General features: G+C 61.8%; 23 protein-coding genes. 9 read left to right on the forward strand and 14 right to left on the reverse strand.

Features of this window, described 5'->3' with window-relative positions; genetic code table 11:
• Positions 1 to 42: 42 nt before the first annotated feature.
• On the forward strand, positions 43 to 525 hold the full coding sequence (locus tag AAFH49_RS11040) for a DinB family protein (RefSeq protein ID WP_342298089.1): 483 nt from the start codon (positions 43 to 45) through the stop codon (positions 523 to 525).
• Positions 526 to 598: 73 nt separating this feature from the next.
• Here the strand turns inward: AAFH49_RS11040 and AAFH49_RS11045 are convergent, their stop codons facing one another.
• The gene (locus AAFH49_RS11045; RefSeq protein WP_342298091.1) at positions 599 to 1,264 is read right to left on the reverse strand and encodes a hypothetical protein; all 666 of its coding nucleotides are present in this window, start codon (positions 1,262 to 1,264) and stop codon (positions 599 to 601) included.
• A 192-nt stretch (positions 1,265 to 1,456) separates the two neighbouring features.
• On the opposite strand from AAFH49_RS11045, the gene rluF reads away from it, so the two are divergent.
• The 4 genes from rluF (at position 1,457) to AAFH49_RS11065 (ending at position 5,037) form a co-directional block, all read left to right on the forward strand.
• Positions 1,457 to 2,548, forward strand: coding sequence for a 23S rRNA pseudouridine(2604) synthase RluF (gene rluF, locus AAFH49_RS11050; RefSeq protein WP_342298093.1), 1,092 nt, complete (start codon positions 1,457 to 1,459; stop codon positions 2,546 to 2,548).
• Between the two features lie 45 nt (positions 2,549 to 2,593).
• The gene (locus tag AAFH49_RS11055) at positions 2,594 to 3,436 is read left to right on the forward strand and encodes a hypothetical protein (protein ID WP_342298095.1); all 843 of its coding nucleotides are present in this window, start codon (positions 2,594 to 2,596) and stop codon (positions 3,434 to 3,436) included.
• Positions 3,437 to 3,448: 12 nt separating this feature from the next.
• Positions 3,449 to 4,423 (forward strand): 23S rRNA (adenine(1618)-N(6))-methyltransferase RlmF, encoded by a 975-nt coding sequence (gene rlmF / locus AAFH49_RS11060; protein ID WP_342298096.1) that lies wholly within the window; start codon positions 3,449 to 3,451, stop codon positions 4,421 to 4,423.
• Between the two features lie 116 nt (positions 4,424 to 4,539).
• A complete protein-coding gene (locus AAFH49_RS11065; protein WP_342298098.1) occupies positions 4,540 to 5,037 on the forward strand; it encodes a cold-shock protein in 498 nt (165 codons plus the stop codon).
• Positions 5,038 to 5,123: 86 nt separating this feature from the next.
• Here the strand turns inward: AAFH49_RS11065 and AAFH49_RS11070 are convergent, their stop codons facing one another.
• The 7 genes from AAFH49_RS11070 to AAFH49_RS11100 form a co-directional block, all read right to left on the reverse strand.
• Positions 5,124 to 5,369, reverse strand: a complete 246-nt coding sequence (locus AAFH49_RS11070; protein WP_342298099.1) for a hypothetical protein — start codon at positions 5,367 to 5,369, stop codon at positions 5,124 to 5,126.
• A 51-nt stretch (positions 5,370 to 5,420) separates the two neighbouring features.
• Entirely contained in the window at positions 5,421 to 5,771 is a 351-nt protein-coding gene (locus AAFH49_RS11075; RefSeq protein WP_342298101.1) for a hypothetical protein, read from the reverse strand.
• Between the two features lie 111 nt (positions 5,772 to 5,882).
• Entirely contained in the window at positions 5,883 to 7,016 is a 1,134-nt protein-coding gene (locus tag AAFH49_RS11080; RefSeq protein WP_342298103.1) for a putative sensor domain DACNV-containing protein, read from the reverse strand.
• A gap of 248 nt (positions 7,017 to 7,264) precedes the next feature.
• A complete protein-coding gene (locus AAFH49_RS11085; protein WP_342298105.1) occupies positions 7,265 to 7,492 on the reverse strand; it encodes a PID-CTERM protein-sorting domain-containing protein in 228 nt (75 codons plus the stop codon).
• Between the two features lie 58 nt (positions 7,493 to 7,550).
• A complete protein-coding gene (locus tag AAFH49_RS11090) occupies positions 7,551 to 10,172 on the reverse strand; it encodes an ice-binding family protein (protein WP_342298107.1) in 2,622 nt (873 codons plus the stop codon).
• Positions 10,173 to 10,200: 28 nt separating this feature from the next.
• A complete protein-coding gene (locus AAFH49_RS11095) occupies positions 10,201 to 10,677 on the reverse strand; it encodes a helix-turn-helix domain-containing protein (RefSeq protein ID WP_342298109.1) in 477 nt (158 codons plus the stop codon).
• Positions 10,678 to 11,298: 621 nt separating this feature from the next.
• The gene (locus AAFH49_RS11100; protein WP_342298111.1) at positions 11,299 to 11,835 is read right to left on the reverse strand and encodes a YdeI/OmpD-associated family protein; all 537 of its coding nucleotides are present in this window, start codon (positions 11,833 to 11,835) and stop codon (positions 11,299 to 11,301) included.
• 146 nt (positions 11,836 to 11,981) lie between these two features.
• Between AAFH49_RS11100 and AAFH49_RS11105 the strand changes: the two genes are divergently transcribed.
• Positions 11,982 to 12,494: a nuclear transport factor 2 family protein gene (locus tag AAFH49_RS11105; RefSeq protein WP_342298113.1), complete on the forward strand. Its 513-nt coding sequence runs from the start codon at positions 11,982 to 11,984 to the stop codon at positions 12,492 to 12,494.
• 499 nt (positions 12,495 to 12,993) lie between these two features.
• The gene (locus AAFH49_RS11110) at positions 12,994 to 13,356 is read left to right on the forward strand and encodes a DUF805 domain-containing protein (RefSeq protein WP_342298114.1); all 363 of its coding nucleotides are present in this window, start codon (positions 12,994 to 12,996) and stop codon (positions 13,354 to 13,356) included.
• An 80-nt stretch (positions 13,357 to 13,436) separates the two neighbouring features.
• Here the strand turns inward: AAFH49_RS11110 and AAFH49_RS11115 are convergent, their stop codons facing one another.
• The 3 genes from AAFH49_RS11115 to AAFH49_RS11125 form a co-directional block, all read right to left on the reverse strand.
• Positions 13,437 to 14,243, reverse strand: a complete 807-nt coding sequence (locus tag AAFH49_RS11115) for a hypothetical protein (RefSeq protein ID WP_342298115.1) — start codon at positions 14,241 to 14,243, stop codon at positions 13,437 to 13,439.
• Between the two features lie 73 nt (positions 14,244 to 14,316).
• Entirely contained in the window at positions 14,317 to 15,723 is a 1,407-nt protein-coding gene (gene lpdA, locus AAFH49_RS11120; protein WP_342298116.1) for a dihydrolipoyl dehydrogenase, read from the reverse strand.
• A gap of 235 nt (positions 15,724 to 15,958) precedes the next feature.
• The gene (locus AAFH49_RS11125; RefSeq protein ID WP_342298118.1) at positions 15,959 to 17,626 is read right to left on the reverse strand and encodes a M1 family metallopeptidase; all 1,668 of its coding nucleotides are present in this window, start codon (positions 17,624 to 17,626) and stop codon (positions 15,959 to 15,961) included.
• Between the two features lie 116 nt (positions 17,627 to 17,742).
• Here AAFH49_RS11125 and AAFH49_RS11130 point away from each other — a divergent pair, with 116 nt between their 5' ends.
• Positions 17,743 to 18,693, forward strand: a complete 951-nt coding sequence (locus tag AAFH49_RS11130; protein WP_342298120.1) for an EamA family transporter — start codon at positions 17,743 to 17,745, stop codon at positions 18,691 to 18,693.
• An 89-nt stretch (positions 18,694 to 18,782) separates the two neighbouring features.
• The gene (locus tag AAFH49_RS11135) at positions 18,783 to 19,172 is read left to right on the forward strand and encodes a group III truncated hemoglobin (protein WP_342298122.1); all 390 of its coding nucleotides are present in this window, start codon (positions 18,783 to 18,785) and stop codon (positions 19,170 to 19,172) included.
• Positions 19,173 to 19,176: 4 nt separating this feature from the next.
• Here the strand turns inward: AAFH49_RS11135 and AAFH49_RS11140 are convergent, their stop codons facing one another.
• The 3 genes from AAFH49_RS11140 to AAFH49_RS11150 all read right to left on the reverse strand — a co-directional run bounded on the left by AAFH49_RS11140 (position 19,177) and on the right by AAFH49_RS11150 (position 21,041).
• Positions 19,177 to 19,716, reverse strand: coding sequence for a DUF4126 family protein (locus AAFH49_RS11140; RefSeq protein ID WP_342298123.1), 540 nt, complete (start codon positions 19,714 to 19,716; stop codon positions 19,177 to 19,179).
• 127 nt (positions 19,717 to 19,843) lie between these two features.
• The gene (locus AAFH49_RS11145; RefSeq protein ID WP_342298125.1) at positions 19,844 to 20,224 is read right to left on the reverse strand and encodes a hypothetical protein; all 381 of its coding nucleotides are present in this window, start codon (positions 20,222 to 20,224) and stop codon (positions 19,844 to 19,846) included.
• A 121-nt stretch (positions 20,225 to 20,345) separates the two neighbouring features.
• On the reverse strand, positions 20,346 to 21,041 hold the full coding sequence (locus AAFH49_RS11150; protein ID WP_342298126.1) for a carboxypeptidase-like regulatory domain-containing protein: 696 nt from the start codon (positions 21,039 to 21,041) through the stop codon (positions 20,346 to 20,348).
• Between the last annotated feature and the right edge of the window lie 70 nt (positions 21,042 to 21,111).

A 21,111-nucleotide genomic window follows, 5' to 3' on the forward strand; every position in this document is an offset into this window, starting at 1 on the left:
TTGACCCGGCACGGGCCGGAGGTATGTTCAATCCGCTATTCTATGCCTGATTTGCGCTCCGATTTCCCCAATCCGGACTTGGCCACCTGCCAGTCTGAGCTGACCCGGCAACTGGCCTTGCTGGGCCAGCACTGGCCCACATTTTCGGAGGCTGAATTGGTCGAATTGCCTGGCCCCGGCCGCTGGAGCCGCAAGGAAATTCTGGGACACCTCATCGACTCGGCTACGAATAACTACCGGCGCTTCGTGCTGGCACAGCTCGCCCCTCCCCCGTTGCGCCTCCAGCCCTACGACCAGGAGGCCTGGGTTCGCATCGGAACCTATCAGCACCGCTCGGCTGCCGAGTTGCTCACGCTCTGGACCGGCCTCAACCAGCAGATTCTGCACCTGCTGGCCCGCTTGCCCGAGGCCCTGCTCGACCACGAGTGCCTCACGCTCAACGCCAACCCCGTCACCCTGCACTGGCTCATTGCCGACTACGTGCTGCACCTGGAGCACCACGTCCGGCAGATTATTCATCATTAACCAAACACACAAAAAAGCCCGCTCCAAACTTGGAGCGGGCTTTTTTATGAATTGTCGGAATGACAGTTTAGGCTTATTTAAACAAGCCCTTTTTCACGGTGCGGTTGCCGTTTTCGTCAATTTTAATCTTCGTGCCGTCGGCGCGCTTGATTTTCACCGAGCCGTCGTCGTCACGCTTGATTTTAGCGCCGTTTTCGTATTTCACTTTGTGGTCGCCATCGTTCTGGTTTTCCATTTTCTTCACGCCCGAGCCTTGGCCCACGCTGCCGGTGCGGTGGACAGTGGTGGTCGTGGTGGTTACCGTGCCGGGGGCCAGCGAGTAAGGACCGTCGCCGTAGTTGGCGCGGTTGGCCGAATAGGTGTTGTAGTAAGCCGGGTTGTTCAGGTCGGTGCGAATGGCGTTATCGGCCTCGTCGTTAGCCTGGCGGATGGCGGCGTAACGGCCAGTGGTGTCCGTAGCGTACTGGGTTTGCAGCGCGTTGATTTTGCGGCCGCGGGTGTAGTAGGTGTGCTCAATGCGGCGCACCACCGTGGTGTCGGTCAGCTTGAGGTCTTCGGCCACGCGGGCAGCCATGCGGCGGGCGTCGTCGTAAGCGGCCATCGTGTCGACGGTGGTCGTAGTGGTTGTAGTCGTGGCTTCCGGCGTAGTCGTGGTAGTGGTTTCGACTTTCTTATCCTGCGAGCAGGAGGCGGTGGCCAGCGCGGCGGCGGCCATCAGGCCGAGCAATTTGAAATTCATGGAATCAAAAATTAAGGAATTAAAAACGGCCATGTAGCCATTTTTAGGGGCTGATACGGCGGCGCTTCGCCGGAAGTTGTGCCAGCCGGCACGGTGGGCGGCACTTTTGACGGGCGCAGGGTCCCGTTTTTCAGCGGCGTACCTTTGTCGGGGCGCTCGTGCGCCGCGTTTATTCTTTTTGATTTTTTGCCCATGCCTGCTGCCTCGTACACGCGCCTCAATAAATTCATCAGCGAAAGCGGTCTGTGCTCGCGCCGCGAGGCCGACCGCTACATCGCGCAGGGCGCGGTGCTGCTCAACGGCAAGCCCGCCCAGATTGGCGACCAGGTGGGCCCGCGCGACCGCGTGAGTGTGAACGGCCACAAGCTGGAGCCCAAGCAGGCCGAAGATGCCGTGTACCTGGCCTTTAACAAGCCGGTGGGCGTGACGAGCACCTCAGAGCCGGGCGTGCGCGGCAACATCGTAGACTACGTGAACCACGCCGCCCGCGTGTTCCCCATCGGGCGGCTTGATAAGGACTCGTCGGGCCTGATTTTCCTGACCAGCGATGGCGACATCGTGAACAAGATTCTGCGGGCCGGCAACCAGCACGAAAAGGAGTACGTGGTCACCGTCGACCGCATCCTCACCGACCGGATGCTGGACGAAATGGCCCACGGCATCCCCATGCTGGGCGTGGTCACCAAGCGTTGCGTCATCGTGAAAGAAACACCCTACATCTTCCGCATCACGCTGGTACAGGGGCTGAACCGTCAGATTCGGCGCATGGTGGAGCACTTCGGCTATGAAGTGACAAAGCTGGAGCGCGTCCGCATCATGAACATCAGCCTCAAAGGCCTGCCCGTGGGCGACTGGCGCGAGCTGACCCCGGAAGAAGTAGCCGGCATCATGAAAATGGTGTCCAAATCGAGCGGTACCGAAGAAGCATCCGGCGGCCGCAGCCGACCCAAAACGGCCAAAGCCGCGCCGCAAGACCAACCGATGAGCGAAGGCCGTCCCGCCCCGCGCCCCCGCAAGCCCGGTCCACCCACCATGTTCAACCCCTCGGGCACCGGCTGGTGGGGCCCGCGCCCCGAAAAGCCAGGCGCATCCGGCACCAAGCCCGGCCTGGGCGGCACCAAGCGCCCGGCCAAAGCCGGCCCGGGCGGTGGCGGCTCGCGCCCTAAAAGCGGCGGCGCAGGCGGCCCGGCCCGGCCCAAAACCGGCACGCTGGGCACGCGCCCGGCCGCCAGCGGCAAAGGCAAATCCGGCGGGGGCCGCAAAGGCCCGGCCCGGCCGCGCTAGTGCGGCAGCGGAATTATCACTCCCCGGTTTGCCGTTAGCCTTCGGATGAAGCATTTTTCCCTGCTACTCTGCCTCTGGCTGCCCGGCGTGGCCGCGTGGGCTGGCCCTGCGCCCCTGCCGCCGCTCGTCATTGCTGAGCAGTTTGTGGCCCCCGCCGGATGGCCCGCCATGAAAAGCTACCTCTGCTGCGAGGTGGCCGGCCAGGCCAAACGCCAGACCCTGGGCCAGCAGATTCCGCCCCGTGTGCAGCGCGCCTGCCAGCTGGTGCGGCAGGACTCGGCCACGGCCGTAGTGGCCGTGGAGCTGCGCGATTCGGTAAGCCGGCGCGATTTCTACCTGCACTTCCACCGCGAGGCCGAGGGCTGGAAGCTGAGCGCCATCCGCAACCTGGCCATGACGCACCTGGGGCCGCCCATGGTGGCGCTGCTCTCCGCTATGCCGCCCGCCGAAGTGGCCGACTACAACCGCAAGCACCCCGATGCCAGCCACGACTTCACCATCGGCAATCTGCGCCTCTGGACCAGCGCTGATGCCGACATTGCCGCCCACTTCTACCAGCACCGGGCAGCCTTTCAGGAAGTCCTGAGCCGGGTGCAGAGCGGCCGATTTTTCGACCCCACCATTGGTGCCGACGAAGCCACCGACGAGCAGGCCGCCAACGCCGACCCGGCCGTACACGCCCTGCTGCGACAGCTCTACCTGGGCCGTGTGACGCGGCGCGCCACCGCCTGCGGCAGTTGCCTGGAGTTTGTCATCGGCGGCAAAATCGACAGCACGGTGGGCCTGCTTTACCAGCCCGAGGCGGCCCTGCTGCCCGCCATGCAGCCCGATGGCCTCATCGTGCTCCGGCCGCTGGGCGACGGCTGGTACCTCTACAAAACGACGTAATTATTCCTATTAATGAAGCCCGACGCCACCCCTCCCCTCGCCGAAAAAGACCAGCTGCACCCGCGCAACCCGCACCGCGCGCCCTACGATTTCCCGCTGCTCAGCAAAGTCAGCCCGGAGCTGGCGGCCTTCGTGCGCCCCAACCCCCACGGCAGCCTGTCGATTGATTTCGCCAATCCCGCCGCCGTGAAGGCCCTGAATCGCGCCCTGTTGCGGCATTTCTACGGCATCGAGCACTGGGACATTCCGAAGGGCTACCTCTGCCCGCCTATCCCCGGCCGGGCCGACTACGTGCATTACCTGGCCGATTTGCTGGCCGAAAGCAACGGCGGCGTGCTGCCGCCCGGCGAAGAAATCACGGTACTGGACGTGGGCGTGGGAGCCAACTGCATCTACCCCATCATCGGCCGGCGCGAGTACGGCTGGCACTTCGTGGGCTCCGACATCGACGGCGTGGCCGTGCGCGCCGCCCAGCAGATTGAGGCCGCCAACCCCTCCCTGGCCGGGGCCATCGAGGCGCGCCTGCAACCGGCCCGCACCCGCATTTTCGACGGCCTCATCCAGGCCGGCGAGGTGTTCGATATGACGATGTGCAACCCGCCGTTTCACGCCTCGGCGGCGGCGGCGGCAGCCGGCTCACAGCGCAAAACGGCCGGCCTGGGCACCGGGCGCGGCCCCCGGCCAGTCCTGAATTTCGGCGGCCAGAACAACGAGCTGTGGTGCGAGGGCGGCGAAGCCGGCTTCATCCGGCGCATGGTGCAGGAGAGCGGCCGGCGGCCCCGGGCCTGCTACTGGTTCACCTCTTTGGTTTCTAAAAAAGAAACCCTGCCCGGCGTGTACCGCGCCCTGCAAACGGCCGGAGCTACCACCGTCCGCACCATCGAAATGGCCCAGGGCCAGAAGAAAAGCCGCCTTGTGGCCTGGACTTTCCTCTCGCCCGCGCAGCAGGATGCCTGGCGAAAAACCCGGTGGGCAGATTTGCAATAGCGTTACCTGCCCACGGCCTTTGTATATTGCGTATCTTCGTAACAACACACCTGTCCGTGCTCTTCTACTGCTCCAGAAGCAAGGGCCGGCCACAACAGATTTAGCAGCACAACACTATGGGTAGGTCTCAAGAGACATTTGGTAAGAAAGACAACGAGAAGAAGCGCGCGAAGAAGAAAACCGAGAAGGAGGAGCGCAAAGTTGAGCGGCAGGCCAACGCCAAAAGCGGAGCGGCCCTGGAAGAAATGTTTGCCTACGTGGACGAAAACGGCAACATCACCTCTACCCCACCCGACCCCACCAAGAAGCGTGTCATCAAGGACGAGGACATCCGCATCAGCATAGCCAAGCAGGAAGACCGCGAGCCGGAGGACACCATCCGCACCGGTTCGGTGACGTTCTTCAACGATTCGAAGGGCTACGGCTTCATCAAGGATTCGGTGACGCAGGAGAGCATTTTCGTGCACGCCAACGGCCTGGCCGGCGGCCCCATCTCGGAAGGCGACAAAGTGAACTTTGAAGTAGAAATGGGTGCCAAAGGGCCCAACGCCGTGCGCGTGAAAAAGGCCAGCGCTACGCCGCCGCCTGCCGCCGCCGCACCGGCCGCCGAGTAGCATATCGACTTCTACAGATACAGAAGAGCCCCGTTTCCAAAGCTATTGCAGCTTCGGAAACGGGGCTCTTCTATGAGCAATTAGTTTTAGGCGTTGCCGTCCAGCGCGGCCAGGTTTTCCTCGGCAGCGGCGGTGTCGGTGCTGGTGGCTTTGCCGTTGCGTTTCGCCAGCATGCCCAGGCCCACGGCAGCGAGCGCCGCGCCCGCTAACACCTTCTGGGTGGTGGTGAGCTTGCTTTTGCGCAGCTTTTTGAGCGATTTGGCGGCCCCACCGAGCAGGGTTTGCTTTTTGGCGGGCTTGTTTTTGGCGGCTTTGTCCTTGGTCTTTTTCATAGCGCGGGTTGGTTGAAGGTGACGCGGGAGCGGGCGGGCACTTGCCGCCGGCTATTCTTCGGAAAAATGCTGATGATGCCTAGAGGCTTTGCGGTGGTGGCTGGGCGCATTCGCTTCATTGAGCAGCGCTGGGGTGGCGTGCTCGTTGGGCGCGTCGTCGGTTTCGCGGGTGGCCAGGTAGACCAGGCCGGCAGCGGCCAGGACCAGACTGCCCACCACCTTCTGGCCGGTGCTGAGCCTGGAAATCTCCTTCGTCACCTTCCGAAACTTCTTGAGCGACAGAGCCACAGCATCCAGAATATCTTCCGAGGCCTTGTCCTTTTTCGAGTGCTTCTTTTTATCCTTGCCCATAAGAAGTTGCGGTAAAACGGTTTCCAGCAGGAATTGGAGGGGAAAAGCCATGGCGATAAACAGCAAGCGCAGAACCCGATGAAACCGGTGGCGCAGCTAGCTTAGGGTATTCGCAAGGAGCGGCCCGAAGGTTGCCGTTTTTTGAGTTGATTACACAGGTAATCACAACAGTAGCACATCAATTTTGTGCGCGTGCACCTGCTGCAAGTCGTCGGACCACGCGAAGACCGTGAAAAACCCATCGACCGACGCCACCAGGGCAATGGTATCGTGCTGGTCGTGCACAAACTGGGCGGCGGCCAGGTGGCGGGTGCCGCCGTTCTGAGCCGGGTGCAGGTTGCGCGGCTCGCTGCCCACCACTGGCTCGGTAAGCACCATGGTTTCGACGGGCGTGCTGGTTTTGGCCCGCGCCACCTTCGCCCCAAAGGCTAGCAGGGTGTACTCCTGGGTGATGACGGTAGCCCCATCCACGGCCGTGAAGCCGCCCACGATGCCGATGTTGCGCCGCAGCGCGGCCTGCCACTTGCGCTTCGACTGGCCCGGCCGCTGCACCGCCCGGATGCCGGTGTAGGCCGGAGCCACGGGGTAGTTCAGGGGCTGCACGATGGATTTTTGCCACTGCTCGGAGCCGGGCGGCACCACCAGCACCAGGCCGCCCCGGCCGTGGGCGCGCATGGCGGCGGCCAGCTCCAGCAGCACGTTGTCGGTTTCGCCGGTGTCGGGGGCGGGGAGGCTGCGGCCGGGCAGGAAGGCTTGCAGAGCCGCGCAGTCGTTGAGGCCGCCGTGCTCTTCGTCGATGAGCTGGAGGTGGTCGCCGCGCAGCACGGCCACGTTCACAAACTTGCCGAAGCCGCCGGCGCGGCGGTGCTTCACCACCAGCAGGCCGGGCTCCACCACTTCGAGCACGAAGCACAGCGGCGGCACCCGCGTGGCCGTGCCCCACACGTAGAGGCCGTCGGCATCGTGCCACACGCCGAGGTGCAGGCCGGGCTGCTCCACGGCGGGAGCCAGCTTCAGCAGGTTGGCGGGCGTGAGGCGGCGGCGCTGGCCAAACACCAGCGGCTGCCGGGCCTGCTCCAGCGGGAGCAACGCCAGCGAAATGCGGGGCGGGTGTCCCTCCTCCCGCCGCAGACTGGCCCAGAAGGCGGCGTCAATCACGGCTTCCACCCACTGTGCTTCGGGCGGGGCAGCAAGACGGGCTTCGTCCTCCATGCTGGCCGCCCGGTGCCGCGCAAAGTGGGCTTCAACCATGGGGGCGGCCATACGGGCCGTGAGGTAGGTGGGTTCGGAGAGCATGGGGCAAAGATGGGATAGATGGCGGGAAGCTATAACCCCAAAAAGGCCGAAGCGCTTATCGCCTCGGCCTTTTTAAATTTCTGCCGCAGGGCATTCCGTTATGAAGCTGTTCCGTCAACGGCTCCAGACACCTTCACCCAATGCGAAAGCGAATAGTAAAATGGCTTCCTTCGAATAACCAAATCGCCCAGCGGCGGTAGCGGCTAAAGCAAGCAGCGGTGCTATTCCGGAGGGCTGCGGGCAGCTATTTATTTGTTTGACGAGCGGGCCAGGCGGCGCGCCCGGAGTTGTTTGAGGCCGAAAGCAACCCCACCAGCCAGCAGCAGCGAAGCGCCACCGTCGATGGGCGTTTCGGTGGGCTGGACGGGGTCTGGCACCGGCGTGGGGCCGCCTGAGTTGGGCTGGGCCACTGCGGGCGAGCTGGTTAGCGCACAAAAAAACAGCAGGCTTGCCGCGGAAAAGAGAATGGATTTCATGAGCAGGAAGGCGTTAAGGATAATACCGGGCCGGCCCATAAAGGCCGACCCGAATCAGTTATTGAATCACTACGCGCTTGGCCAGCGTGGCCGCGCCAACCTGCAGGCGCAGGGTGTAGACGCCGGCGGCCAGGCCGTTGGCATCCACAGTCAGACTAGCGCCGGTGGGTGCCAGGACAGCATTCTGACGGCGTACTACCTGGCCCAAGGTGTTGAGCAGGTCGGCGTGCAGCTGCGTAGCACCGGCTACGGCCGGCACGAGAACCGTGAAGGCATTGTGGGCCGGGTTAGGGTAAAGCGTCACCTCGGCGGCCGTAAGCGCCGACGCGGTGGCCAGGGCGGTGCGGGCGGCAAAGTGCAGCGTGAAGCGGCCCGTCATCGTTGCGGCGGCCTGTGCGCTGGTCACACTAAACGAATAGGCCGGCTGCAAGCGCAGGTTCACGGTTTGGCCGGTGGTAGCATCGGTGAGCATGGCATCGAGGCTGGCCGGCAGGTTCCTGAGGGCAGCGGCGGCCAGCATATAGGTGCCGGCGGCGGGCACGCCCACAGACAGCGGCAGCACGGTGGCCGTGGTAAAGCTTGGGCGACCATCAATGGCCAGGGCTTCGCTGGTGGTGGCCACGCTGGTCAGGTTCAGGCCCGAGGGGTTGGGTAGCTTCTGGGCATCGTACTGGGTATCGAAGCCGGCGGTGGCGCTGGTTTCGGCGTAGGCGTAGAGGGGGTCGGCGGCACCGTTGGCGGCGCGCAGCTCCAGTTGCACCAGGGGCCGGGTGTCGGCCGTGGCGCGCTGGAAGGTGGTGTTGTTCAGCGTGGTCAGGCGCTGGCTATTGCGGAAGGTGAGTGAGCCGGTGGTCTGGCCGGCGCTCACGCGGGTAAAGAAGCCTTGGGCCACAGGCAGCACGGGGTTGCCACCTACGCCGTTGACATAGGCGCGATAGGCCCCGACGTACGGGCCGGTGCTGGCGTACACGTAAATGGCAGCATCGAGGCCGGTGCGGTCGGCGGGAGCCACCAGGCTGTAGTCGAGGGGCGCGGGATAGGGGTTGCCCATCAGCTGCCAGCCGGCATCGGCGGTGTTGGCCGAAGCGGCGGCGTTGCGGCTCAGGCTCAGGGCCTGAGTGCCCGTGGTGAGCGCACCCACGAAATCGACCAGCGCCGAGCCGTTGATGTTAACCGTGTAGCCAAGGCCAACGGCCAGCGGCGTAGCCAGGCTGGCGGGCACCACAAAGCCTTTGTCGAAAGCCGGCAGGTTGTTCGTAGTCGTCACCAAGCGGGTTTGGTCGTAGCCAAACACGGTGGGGAAAGGCGTGGTAGCGGCCGGCGAGGCAGCCGTGTTGTAGCTCTGGGTGAGCACCGGCGCGAAACCACTGGTTTGCAGGTCGGCCACGGTGCTGCCCGTAACCGGGGCGCTGTAGTGGCGGTAGCCCTGGCCCGGGTTGCTCGAGGCGATGTAGCGCTGCACGGTAGCCGTGCCGTTTACCGCACCGGTGCCGGTGTTGTCGACCAGCGCCGTGCCGGCGGCATCTGACAACAGCGTCAGCGTGCGGCCGTTGGTGGTGAGGTTGCCGCTGGCGGGGGCCAGCACGCCGTGGATACTCAACGGGCCGCTTTGGATTGCGCCGGAAGCATTGGTAATGGTGAGGCCCCAGAGCTGGGTGCTGCCGCTGCCGCCGAGGAGCTGCGTGGTGGTGCCGCTGAGGCTGGTGGTGCCCGCCGTGGCGCTGATGGTACCGCTGTTGCTCAGCGTAGACTTCACGTCGAGGGTGCCGCCGTTCATGGTCAGGCTAGCGCTGGTACCGATGGTGAGGCCGTTGGCCACGGCGTTGCCGGTGGCAATGATGGGGAAGGGCGAGCGGCCCGTGCCCACGATGGCATCGACCGTGCTAGTGGGCACGCCCGCCGACCAGTTGTTCGAATTGAACCAGTCGGTGTTGATGCCACCCAAAGCGGTGCCCAGCCACGAGGTGGCCGTGATGACCGGCACCACGGCCGCGTTGGGCAGGCTGGCGGTGTTGCTATCAATACTAATAGAGCCGCCGCGCGAGAGGCCGCGGCCAATCAGCGAAGCCCCCTGAATCATGTTGATGGCCCCATCCACCAGCAGGGTACCCCGCATCACGGAGTTCTGGCCCATCGTGACCAAGCCGCCAATCTGCCAGTACACGTTGGCGGGCGTAGCGCCGTTTTGGGTAAGCACCACGGAGTTGGCACCCGTGGTTAAGGCACCCGATACCCGGAGGAAGAACTTCGCGTTGGGGTCGCCACCGCCATCCAGAATCAGGGTACCGGCCAGCGTAGTAGCTCCGCCCACGCAGTACGAGCCGGGAGCCAAGGTCACGGCCGGCGTGCCGCCGTACACGGCCAGCGGCGTCACGCACGGAATGGTCGACATGTAGCCGTAGGCCGTCTGCACGTCCGTGGCGGCCTGCGTCGAATACGTATCGGCTACGTGGATGCTGCCGTTCACGACCACGCCCAGCGGGAAGCCGTTGAACGCGCCGGCATTGGTACCGATGTCGCCGTTGATGATGGTGGGGCCGTTGTTATCAACAGCCCCAACGGCCGTGAACAGGGCAAAGCTGGCGGCGGCTCCCAGGGCTGGGGCCACCTGCGCGGCACCGGCTTGCGGGAAAGCCAAAACAGCTACCGAGGTTAAAATAAACAGGAAATGTTGCTTCATAGGGGGTGGACATTGCGGGTGAATTAGTTCACGTTGCAAAGCTCACGCGCCGCACTTCCAGGGCATTTACACGATTACAGAAAACATTTACATCATTCACACTTTCAGGCTCTATGGTGAGCCTGCCGTCGAGAAGCTTAAACAACGAAGGCGTTAACCCCGTCACTTTCTTGAACTGGTTGGACAAGTGGGCGACACTACTATAGTTGAGTTGATAGGATATCTGGGTAAGGTTGAGCTCGCCCGCCAGGAGCAGCTCTTTTACCCGGTTAATCTTGAACTCAATGATATACTGCTCGATGGTGCTGCCCGTGTTTTCCGAAAACAGGTTGGCGAGGTAGGTGTAGTCGTAATCCAGCCGGCGGCTGAGGTAGTCGGAGTTTTTCGTTCTGGTGGTTTGGCCGGCCACCAGCACGAGGTCGGCCACGGCTTGTTTAATGCCGCTAATCAGCTGGGCCTTTTTGCGCTCCCGGTGGCTGAGGCCATCCGTGGCCCGGTTGCTCATGGGCTGGGCGAAGGGGTGCGACGCGGAGCCCGCGTCGCTTCTGTTTCCGGCTGCTGCGGCTTCGTATCGAAGCGGTTGGGCAGTGCCTGCTGTTGAACCTGTCATGTTGCGGCAATTACTTGCCAGTGTTACGGCATATAAATTCAACGATTGCGCATAAGCACCCGGCAGTTCCTGACAAGAACAACAGCTCGAATTAATTAGAACTATTCTAATAACATGAACGAACAATCTGAATCTAACTATCCAAACGGGGTTTATGCTTAAGAGTTCGTCAATTCCCAATTATGGAAAGCAGCTTTGAGCATTTATCACCTCACAAGCCAATAAACGCACAATTAAAAGTGCGGATTCTCAAAAAAAGAGTTGCAAATAACCTGTACTGTTGTTAAAACATCTCTTACCTGAGTCTTCCCGCACGGTCGAATAATGCAAGTCAGACAATTATAAATTTTCAAATACACCTCGCCATGACTTTGATTCAACAGAATCCCCTGCATACTCCCCCATCGTGGCTTGTATCCTTTCTACTGCGCTGAGCCAATACCTAGATAAGGATTCGCTGCCCACTTATTCCCGGTCGAAGTTCGCCCGCTTGCCTAGCGCGGCCATTCGCACGGCTTAGGCTACGCGGCGGGCACGGGTTTCGGGCTGTTTGGCACCTAGTACCCAGGTCAGAATCTGCTTGCGGGCCGAGGACGAGAAGGCGGCGAAGTGCCGGGCGGCAGTTTCATCAATAGCTAGGGCAGCGGCTAAATCTTCGGGGATGTGGCCGGCTTCGGCGGCATCCAGGCTTTCCCACGCGCCGTTTTGCTTGGCGCGGGCGATGGCGGCCAGCCCGGCGGGCATCAGCAGCTGGGCGGCTTCGAGGCGCTCCAGTCGCTCTTTGTTCACCTTGCTCCAGCCGCTGCGGGGCTTGCGCGGGGTGAAGAGCAGCTGCGTGCGCTCGGCGTCGAGCTTGCGGGGGTGCGAGTCAATCCAGCCGAAGCAGAGGGCTTCTTCCACGGCTTCGGGGTAGGTGACGCTGGGCTGGCCGCTGGCTTTTTTGAAGTAGACCAGCCAAACGCCGGGGGCGGTGGCGTGGTGCTTGGCTAGCCACTGCCGCCACTCGGCGCGGCTGGCGGGCTGGGCCTGGGCGTAGGTATCGGTGCGGGACATAGGAGGTGACTACGTTTAAATTTAGAAGCTGCGGTGGGATTGCAAGGCCGGGGTAGAGACGCATATTTGCGTCTCGCCGTTGGCTGGTTTTGTTCAACGACGAGACGCAAATATGCGTCTCTACATCTTTCCAACCGCTTTCATGTATGCGTAGCACCATTGCCACCCTCCTGCTGCTTTTCGCTCTTTCGGCCACTACCGCCCACGGCCAAAGCACGCCGCGCCAAACGGGGACAACCAGTCCGCCACCAGCGGCTGCTCCAAAGCCCCTTACCAAAGAGGAGCTATACCAAACGGTGGCCCGGCTGGACACGGAAATGTTCGCCGCCTTCAATGCCCACGACGTGAATAAGCTCATGGCCTACTTTGCCGATAACCTGGAGTTTTACCACGACAAAGGCGGCCTGGGCAACTTCGCCCAAACCAAGGAAGGCTTCACGCGCCTATTCACCCAAAGCCCCGACATCACCCGCACGCTGGTGGCGGGCACCCTGGAAGTGTACCCCGTGAAAAACTACGGGGCTATGCACATCGCCACGCAGCGGTTTTGCCACGTAGAAAACGGCCGCGAGGACTGCGGCAACTCCAAGTTCGTGATGGTGTGGCAGCAGCAGGCCGGCACCTGGAAAATCACCCGCGTCGTGAGCTACGACCACTGAGGAAAGGTTTGTTGTCCGGATGGAAGGTTTGTGGTCCGGAGCGAAGGTTTGTTGTCCGGGCCGAAGGTTTGTTGTCCTGAACGAAGGTTTGTGGTCCGGAAACGGTTGGCGGGCATCCGGAAGCGTTTGGCGAGGCTCCGGACGCCAAGGTTTGTGGTCCGGAAGCGTTTGGCGGGCGTCCGGAAACGGTTGGCGAGGGTCCGGAAGGAAAGGTTTGTGGTCGGGAAGCGGTTGGCGGGCATCCGGAAGCCGCTGGCGGGGCTGGGGAAGCGGTGGGCGACTGCGCTGTACGAAACTTATGCAGCAGAAACGTAGCGCTATCCATAGTAGCGGGGGGGTGGGCCTGCGCCATGGATGGAAGCTTGAATTTATTCCGTACTTTTCTCCGACATAGTGAAAGCTCTCTCGGCTTTTGCAGTGGTGGAGTCCAGAACCCACTTTAAAAAACGGGGCGTTACCGAAAAGCCTTACGAGTAGGAACTGCTACCCCAGATTGCAAATGGAATACTTTTTACAGGTTTTAAAAAAATATGCTGTATTCAGCGGCCGCGCTCGCAGAAAAGAATACTGGATGTTTGTATTGTTTAACCTCCTTTTCTCGATTGCGGCAGGAGTGGCCGATTACGTTTTGACTGGCACTGGTAGCGGCGCTATCTCTGGTCTGTACGCTATTGCGATGCTCATTCCCAGCTTGGCTGTAGGAGTCAGGAGGCTCCACGATGTAGGCAAAAGCGGCTGGTTCACGCTGATTCTTTTCGTGCCGCTGGTTGGCGTTATTTGGCTGCTGGTATTAGACTGCACCGAAGGCAATGCAGGCGAGAACGAATATGGTCCCGACCCGAAGGCGATGTTTGCTTATTAGTCACTAGGACATAATCCTCAAATAAAAAGAGGCTGAAGCTACCGTAGCTTCAGCCTCTTTTTATTTCTGCCGCAGGGCGGCTATTTCCTGATTCGAATCATCTTGCCGTGGCGGTAACGGTAGGTTCCGGGCGGTACCGAATGCAATGCGTACTGGCCGTCCTCAACAGCAGGCTCAACTACGATAAGCTGATTGCGCACCTTTATCGACTGCGATTGAACGACTTCGAAGGAATGCTCTTCGCGTTGGGTGTCGGTGGAATCAGTTTCATCATCGCCAGTGTAGCCACCTTCGTGGCTGGCGGTTCCTGCTTTGAGTAATAGTACCGGCTCTGCGGATACGTCGATAATGTTGATGCCCTCGTTGGAAATGGACCAATGATGCAGGCTCGTTTCGGAACTGAACTTCAGGAGCACCGCTGGTGGCCCGGTGGGTGCCAGTCGCACCGTGTCTAGGGTCACTGCGCTATTCCAGAGCCATTCCCCTACCAGTTCCAGCCGTGTTTCTATCCAGCCGTTGGGGCAGCTAGGCGACCGATAATAGAGGAGCGTGGGCTTGTGCCATTCAGCACTTATCAGAAAGCGCTGCTGCAAGGTGTCGACCATGATGTTGCCTATCGCAATTTCCTGCTGAAAATCCTCTTCGCTGATACACCGAAACTGCATTGGGCGCGCCTCTACGCTGCCTTGCGATGGCTCGCGTTGAATCGCCTGCTCGGCTTGTTCGTGGGTAGCAGGCGTGGCTGTTCGCGCAACAGAATCTTTCGTCTGCGGTGTCACCGGGGGTGCTACAGCCGTGTTGCGGGCTGGTTTTTCTTCCGTTTTCGGCTGGGTTCCGCAAGCAGTCAATAAGGCCAGTAGCAAAAGCGGTAATGTGTATCCTGGCATGAGCTACATAAAAAAAGAGCCTAAAGCTATGCAAGCTTCAGGCTCTTTTTCAGCATGAAATAACAACCGGCAATTACATGTGAATGGCGCGGTTCTCCGTGGCGGCGAGGCAGGCTTCTTTCATGGCCTCGGCGTAGGTGGGGTGCGAGTGGCTCATGCGGGCCACGTCCTCGGCGGAGGCGCGGAACTCCATGGCGGTCACGGCTTCGGCGATGAGGTCGGCGATGCGCGGGCCAATCATGTGGACGCCCAGGATTTCGTCGGTGGTTTTGTCGGCCAGCACCTTCACGAAGCCGTCGGTGTCGCCGCTGGCACGGGCCCGGCCGCTGGCTTTGAAGGGGAAGCTGCCGATTTTGTAGGCCTTGCCCTGCTCCTTGAGTTGCTCCTCGGTGTAGCCCACGCCGGCCACTTCGGGCCAGGTGTACACCACGCCGGGGATGAGCAGGTAGTTGATGTGCGGCTTCTGGCCCACGATGGTTTCGGCCACGAACACGCCTTCTTCCTCGGCCTTGTGGGCCAGCATGGCGCCCCGAATCACGTCGCCGATGGCGTAGATGCCGGGCACGTTGGTTTGCAGGTGGGCATCGACCTTGATGCGGCCGCGCTCTTCCATTTCCACGCCCGCAGCTTCCAGGTTGAGGCCGGCGGTGTAGGGCACGCGGCCCACGGCTACGAGGCAGTAATCGCCCTCAAACTTCACCTCCTCCCCTTTCGGGTTGAGGGCGGTCACGGTCACGCTGTCGCCTTCGCGGGTGGCACCGGTCACTTTGTGGCTCAGGAAAAACTCGATGCCGATTTTGCCCAGCACGCGCTTCAGCTCCTTGCCGAGGCCGCGGTCCATGGTCGGGATGAGCGAATCCATGAATTCCACCACCGAGACTTTCGCGCCGAGGCGGGCGTAGACGGAGGCCATTTCGAGGCCAATCACGCCGCCGCCAATCACAATCATGTGCCGGGGCACTTCGCGGATGTTCAGGGCCTCGGTGCTGGTGATGATGCGCTCCTTGTCCTGGGCGATGAACGGCAGTACCGTGGGCTTGGAGCCGGTGGCGATGATGACGTTTTTGGTTTCAATCTGCTGCGCCTCGCCGCCCGCAGTGGGCGCGATGCTGATGTGCGTTTTGTCGATGAACGAGCCGACGCCGGTGATGACGTCGATTTTGTTCTTCTTCATCAGGTAGGAAATGCCGTCCACGTTGGCCTTCACCACGCCGGCCTTGCGGTCAATCATGCGGTTCATGTCGACGGTCAGGTTGTCGAGGCCGATGCCGTGGTCCTGGAACACCGAATGGGCGTTGTGGTAGTGCTCGGAGGAGTCGAGCAGGGCCTTGCTGGGGATGCAGCCCACGTTGAGGCAGGTGCCGCCCAGGGTGGGGTATTTCTCGATAATGGCCGTTTTGAGGCCAAGCTGGGCACAACGGATGGCCGCTACATAGCCGCCCGGGCCGGAGCCGATGACGGTGACGTCGTATTGATTCATGAGGAAGTATTCTATGATTGTACGCTCGTGCGAAGGTAAGGCACAGCGGCGGCGGGTGAGGCGGTTTTTTGCGGGAAAGCGTGGCGTGGGTTCAGATGGCGCGGGCCTGCGGCCCGTGCCGACTATTAGCGGGCCTCTGGCCCGCAGTCGCCCGCGCCATTCAAGTATTATTCAACGATTGCAGGCCTGGAGGCCTGCTAATAGTCGGCACGGGCCGCAGGCCCGCGCCATCGCCTTAATCAACCAGCACGCCGATGTAATAGTTGAACGTGTCCACCTCCAGCGTCTCCTTAGTAGCCCCGGCCAGTTCCTTCATCTCCGCAAACCGGGTGGTGGGCTTGATAAACTGGTATTCGCCGCCTTTCAGCCGCACGCGCACCGGCATGTCGAACTTGTCCACATCGGCCACCCAGCGGGCCAGGGTTTTGCCGTCCTCGAAGCGGATTTCCAGCGTGGGGATGTTGCGGTGGCGCTGGTACTGAGCGAATATTTTGGTGAAGTCGCGGCCGCTTTCCTGGTTGAAATAGTCGATGACTTGCTGGCCGGTCACGGTCTGGTGGTAGAATTTGGCGGAGAGGCCGCGCAACAGCTGCCGCCACTTCGCGTCGTCGTTGAGCACGGTGCGGATGGTGTTGAGCATCATGCTGCCCTTGTCGTACATGTCGCCGGAGCCTTCCTTGTTCACGCCGTAGGCGCCGATGATGGGCGAGTCGTTCGAGATGTTGCGGCGCTGGCCGTGGATGTACTCCTGGCCGGCCTGCTTGCCAAACTGGGTTTCCACAAACAGCGCTTCGGAGTACGTAGTGAAGCTTTCGTGCACCCACATATCGGCAATGTCCTGGCTGGTGATGTTGTTGCCGAACCACTCGTGGCCGCTTTCGTGGATGATGATGAAGTCCCATTTCAGGCCCCAGCCGGTGTTGCTGCGGTCCTTGCCGAGGTAGCCGTTCTGGTATTTGTTGCCGTAGGCCACAGCGCTTTGGTGCTCCATGCCGAGGTGCGGGGCGTCCACCAGCTTGTAGCCGTCCTGGTACCACGGGTAGGGGCCGAACCACGATTCCATGCTCTTGAGCATGGGCTTCACGTTGGCGGCAAACTGGGTTTTGGCCTTAGCGAGGTTCTCGGGCAATACCCAATAATCAAGGGTCAAAGGCCCTTTTTCGCCTTGGTACTGGTCGGAAAAATGCTGGTAGTCGCCCACGTTCAGGGCCACGTCGTAGTTGTTAATGGGGTTGCGCACGGCCCAATCGAAGCGGGTGTAGCCGTCTTTCAGCTTAGTCGTTTTGCGCAGGCGGCCGTTGGAAACGTCTTTCAAACCCTGCGGCACGCTCACGCTGATGAGCATGGAATCGACTTCATCGGCCTGCTGGTCCTTGGTGGGCCACCAGATGCTGGCCCCCACGCCCTGGCAGGCCGAGGCCACCCAGGGCTTGCCGGCAGCATCGGTGGTAAAGACCAGGCCACCATCCCAGGGCGCTTTTTTGGCCACCGTAGGGTTACCGGAATACTGGACGGTGAACTCATCCTTACTGTCCTGCTGAATGGTTTTCGGAAAGGTTACGAATACCGCGTTGACCTCGCGGGTGAACGGTACGTCCTTGCCCTTATACATCACCTTATCCACTTGCAGGTTGGCAAAGAGGTCGAACTGCAGCCGCGTAAAATCCCGCGTGGCGGTGAAGCGGAAGAGGTTGGAGCCGCTGATGAAGCGCTTGGCCGGGTCCAGCTTCACATCGAGGTGGTAGTAGTTGATGTCGTAGCAGGTGCGCAGCGGTGTGGTGAGGCTGCCGCGTAATGTGTCGGCCCGGGTGAAATCGGCCTTGGGCTGGAGTAGCTGGGCGGCGGCGGGATTCAGCAGCGCTAGCGAAGCCAGCAGCAGCAGGAGAAATTTCGCTTTGTTCATCATGCAAAGCAACAACAGCAAGGCGCAAGGCCGGCGTTTCCGTGGCGCGAACTTTAGCTGCGCTGGCCTTCGCGCTACAAGTCGGGCGTAATTTTGCGGCAGTTCTTCGTGATTTTATGTCTGACTCTTCTTCTACCGCCGCGCCTTCACGGGCTGCGTTGTTCACGGCCTTTGCGCTGGTTTACCTCATATGGGGCTCCACTTATCTGGTGATGAAATTTGCCGTGGCCAGCATGCCGCCGCTGCTCATGGCCGGCACGCGCTACGCGATGGCGGGCGGGCTGCTCTACGGCTTCATGCGCTGGCGGGGCGAGCCCGCGCCCACCCTGCGCGGCTGGGGCTATGCGGTGTTTATCGGCGTGTGCTTGCTGGGGTTTGGCAACGGCGGCACCACGCTGGGGGTGATGTACCTGCCCAGCGGTATCACAGCGCTGCTAGTGGCCACGGTGCCCATGTTTCTGGCGGTGCTGGGGTGGCTGAGCGGCATTTCGGCCCGGCCCACCAAGTGGGTGGCGCTGGGGCTGGGCGCGGGCATGACGGGCATGTACCTGCTGGCCGCCCACCCCACGGCCACGGCCGTGAAGGAACCGGGGCACCAGGGCCTGGGCATGGGCATCGTGCTGCTGGCCTCACTGGTGTGGTCCATCGGCTCGCTCTACGCCAAGAACCACCAGCCCGCGCCGTCGCCCTTCGCCTCGGGCGGCATACAGATGCTGTGCGGCGGCGTGGCCATGCTCATCGTGGGCTTCGTGCGGGGCGAGGCCGATGGCTTCACGCTGGCGCAGGTCACCACCAAGTCGTGGGTGGCGTATGTTTATCTGGTCACGTTCGGCTCCATTGTGGCATTCACGGCCTACATCTGGCTGCTACGGGCCGTGGAGCCGGCTCTGGCGGGCACGTATGCTTTCGTGAATCCGGTGGTGGCGGTGCTGCTGGGCTGGGCCTTCGCTGGCGAAAGCCTGAACCCTGAGATGCTGGGCGGCGCGGCGCTCATCGTGCTGGCTGTAGCGCTGGTGCTGCTGGGCGGCCGGAAAGTAGGGGCGGGGCCTGCCCCCGCCCGTCATTGAACGGAATCGTTGCAACGGTGCGAGCGTCCGGGCGGGGGCAGGCCCCGCCCCTACATCGTATACTGAGCACCGCTCTAAAAAGCACTATCATGCCCCTCCTCCCCGACCTGCATAACGAAGCCGATATCATTCAGTTGGTCGATGCTTTCTACGCCCGCGTCGATGCCGACGACCTACTGCGGCCCATCTTCCACGACGTGGCGCAGGTGGACTGGCAGGCCCATTTGCCCAAGATGTACGATTTCTGGAGCAGCGTGCTGCTGGGCACCAGCCGCTACAAAGGGCGACCCATGGCCCGGCATTTCCCGCTGCCCATCCAATCAGCCCACTTCCAGCGGTGGCTGGCGCTGTTCACCGCCACCGTCGATGCCCTTTTCCTCGGCCCCAAAGCCGACGAGGCCAAAACCAAAGCCCAAAACATCGGGGCCATGTTCGAGCACCGCATGACGCCCAACCCGCTGTCGCTGCTCGGCGGCTAGAGTTTTACAGCGGCCGCCATTCGCCGTGCGCGGGCTGCACGCCGCGCAACAGCGCCGCGCCGCCGCCCACCACTAACGCATCCTCGCCCACGCCCACCAGCGCGATGGGCGTATCCGTCTGCTGGCTGATGCCCGTGCGCAGCGCGTAGCTCACAAACGTGGCAGCCACGGCGGCCAAACCGCCCAGCACGCCGCCACTCAGGGCGCTGCCGTGGCGCGACTTATACCAGGCCGCCCCCACCAGCGCACCCGAAAGCAGCCGGCCCAGTAGCACCGGCGGAGCCGTGCGGTTGGGCGTGGTGGGCAGCTTGTCCATTACCATTTCGCCAGCGGCCAGGGCCTTCAGAATTTGCGCAGTCACGGGCTTTTGCAAAAAACGCAGTGGCGACCTCTCCAGGCCGGCATGCGGCTGCCGCGAGAAATAATGGCTGAGGAAGGCCGGTGCGCTCATGCTGCGCATCCCGGCGATGGTGGCGAAGCCCATCACGGGCCAGAATTTAGCGGAACGATGCTTAGGAGCTGGGGCTTGGGGCTTTCTTTTCATCAGGCAGGAGAATGGCGAAATCGCATGAATTCAGCTTAACGAAATTGCCCAATCAAAGGCCACCACAGCCCACAAAAAAGGCCCATCCAATACCGGACGGGCCTTTTTGAAAAGCAGCGAGTGGCGCTTAGTTGATTTCGTCAACGTGCGTGCGCAGTACCTCGCGGGCGATGGCCAGGTTGGTTTCGCGCGAGTTCACCACCAGGTAGATGAATTTGTTGCCAGCCGAGTTCAGCTTGAGCAGGTGCGACTGGTTGGTAAGCGTAATGAGAATATCCTCGATTTTTTCCCCGGTCAGTTTCAGGGCCGACATGGCTTTTTGCTTTTGCTTCACCACTTCGGTGTTGTAGGCAGCGGCCGTTTCGGGATTGATGCTCGGCGAGTTCGAATGCGAAGCCAGCGCCATGCCCGAGGTGATGTCGACTACGGCCACAGCCACCAAGCTGGGCAAATCGTTGATAATTGCTTCAACTGCCTTGCCGGCAGCGGTGTTATTAGAATAGGCCATGTTGGCTGAGGGGGAAGGAGAAGTGGATAAAGAAGATTCTTGGAGCTTATTCGCAACGTGCTTTCGGTAGGTCCTTGCTTTCACTTAGGATAACCCGGATAGACAACTAACAAACAATGAATTAGAAAAACAGCCAGTGCTTGCGCTTGGTGGCGCGGGGCTGCAGGGTCACGCCGTGCTGGGCGGCGGTGCCGGCCTGCACTTCCTGGTCCTGATAGCCGGCGTAGCCGTATTGCAGCGTGGCCGAAGCGGCTTCGGCGGCGGGCACGCGCAGGGCGTAGTTGCCGCTGGCATCGGTGCTGGCCCCGAAGCGGGTGCCTTTGCGCAGCACGGTAGCACCCACCAGCGGCTGGCCACTCTCGTTCAGAATGCGGCCCGATACCGTGACCATGCGCGTGGCGCTGGCTTCGGCGGCGGCGGCACTGGCGGTTTCCAGGTTAGCCAGGGTAGTAACTGAGGTGGTGGGCAGCACCACGGCCTCGTGCGAGGGCAGGCGGGTGCCGGCCATCGACACGCCGGCCACCAGCGCGGCGCCGGTCACCATGGTCAGGGCCCGGCGGCGGAACCGCTGGGGCTGCTCCCGGATAAACAGCATCTGCTTCTGCACCCAATTGGTGGGGGCGGCGGCATCGGCCTCCTGGGTGGTCATTTCGTGCCAGCGCGTCACGGTGCTGTGGGCCTGCGTGGCATCTTTGCGCAGGTAGTCTTCCACGGCGCGGGCCGAAGACCGGGCGAGGTCGCCGCGCAGGTAGGCGTCGCGATACACCGGCAGCAGTTCGCCGGTCTGCGGGTCGAAGGGAGTAGCGGTAAGCTTCATGGGGGTTGAGAAAAAAAGGGTGAAAAGTAGATTTGTGGCTTAACCGGCCAGCCACGGGCCTTACTACTCC

It is taken from the genome of Hymenobacter segetis, assembly GCF_038448715.1.
Taxonomy (GTDB): Bacteria; Bacteroidota; Bacteroidia; order Cytophagales; family Hymenobacteraceae; genus Hymenobacter; species Hymenobacter segetis.

Coding starts and splice junctions, on each gene's coding strand:
- AAFH49_RS11040 (WP_342298089.1), top strand. CDS start 43: ATGCCTGATTTGCGCTCCGATTTCCCCAATCCGGACTTGGCCACCTGC.
- AAFH49_RS11045 (WP_342298091.1), bottom strand. CDS start 1,264: ATGAATTTCAAATTGCTCGGCCTGATGGCCGCCGCCGCGCTGGCCACC.
- rluF (WP_342298093.1), top strand. CDS start 1,457: ATGCCTGCTGCCTCGTACACGCGCCTCAATAAATTCATCAGCGAAAGC.
- AAFH49_RS11055 (WP_342298095.1), top strand. CDS start 2,594: ATGAAGCATTTTTCCCTGCTACTCTGCCTCTGGCTGCCCGGCGTGGCC.
- rlmF (WP_342298096.1), top strand. CDS start 3,449: ATGAAGCCCGACGCCACCCCTCCCCTCGCCGAAAAAGACCAGCTGCAC.
- AAFH49_RS11065 (WP_342298098.1), top strand. CDS start 4,540: ATGGGTAGGTCTCAAGAGACATTTGGTAAGAAAGACAACGAGAAGAAG.
- AAFH49_RS11070 (WP_342298099.1), bottom strand. CDS start 5,369: ATGAAAAAGACCAAGGACAAAGCCGCCAAAAACAAGCCCGCCAAAAAG.
- AAFH49_RS11075 (WP_342298101.1), bottom strand. CDS start 5,771: ATGGCTTTTCCCCTCCAATTCCTGCTGGAAACCGTTTTACCGCAACTT.
- AAFH49_RS11080 (WP_342298103.1), bottom strand. CDS start 7,016: ATGCTCTCCGAACCCACCTACCTCACGGCCCGTATGGCCGCCCCCATG.
- AAFH49_RS11085 (WP_342298105.1), bottom strand. CDS start 7,492: ATGAAATCCATTCTCTTTTCCGCGGCAAGCCTGCTGTTTTTTTGTGCG.
- AAFH49_RS11090 (WP_342298107.1), bottom strand. CDS start 10,172: ATGAAGCAACATTTCCTGTTTATTTTAACCTCGGTAGCTGTTTTGGCT.
- AAFH49_RS11095 (WP_342298109.1), bottom strand. CDS start 10,677: ATGAGCAACCGGGCCACGGATGGCCTCAGCCACCGGGAGCGCAAAAAG.
- AAFH49_RS11100 (WP_342298111.1), bottom strand. CDS start 11,835: ATGTCCCGCACCGATACCTACGCCCAGGCCCAGCCCGCCAGCCGCGCC.
- AAFH49_RS11105 (WP_342298113.1), top strand. CDS start 11,982: ATGCGTAGCACCATTGCCACCCTCCTGCTGCTTTTCGCTCTTTCGGCC.
- AAFH49_RS11110 (WP_342298114.1), top strand. CDS start 12,994: ATGGAATACTTTTTACAGGTTTTAAAAAAATATGCTGTATTCAGCGGC.
- AAFH49_RS11115 (WP_342298115.1), bottom strand. CDS start 14,243: ATGCCAGGATACACATTACCGCTTTTGCTACTGGCCTTATTGACTGCT.
- lpdA (WP_342298116.1), bottom strand. CDS start 15,723: ATGAATCAATACGACGTCACCGTCATCGGCTCCGGCCCGGGCGGCTAT.
- AAFH49_RS11125 (WP_342298118.1), bottom strand. CDS start 17,626: ATGAACAAAGCGAAATTTCTCCTGCTGCTGCTGGCTTCGCTAGCGCTG.
- AAFH49_RS11130 (WP_342298120.1), top strand. CDS start 17,743: ATGTCTGACTCTTCTTCTACCGCCGCGCCTTCACGGGCTGCGTTGTTC.
- AAFH49_RS11135 (WP_342298122.1), top strand. CDS start 18,783: ATGCCCCTCCTCCCCGACCTGCATAACGAAGCCGATATCATTCAGTTG.
- AAFH49_RS11140 (WP_342298123.1), bottom strand. CDS start 19,716: ATGAAAAGAAAGCCCCAAGCCCCAGCTCCTAAGCATCGTTCCGCTAAA.
- AAFH49_RS11145 (WP_342298125.1), bottom strand. CDS start 20,224: ATGGCCTATTCTAATAACACCGCTGCCGGCAAGGCAGTTGAAGCAATT.
- AAFH49_RS11150 (WP_342298126.1), bottom strand. CDS start 21,041: ATGAAGCTTACCGCTACTCCCTTCGACCCGCAGACCGGCGAACTGCTG.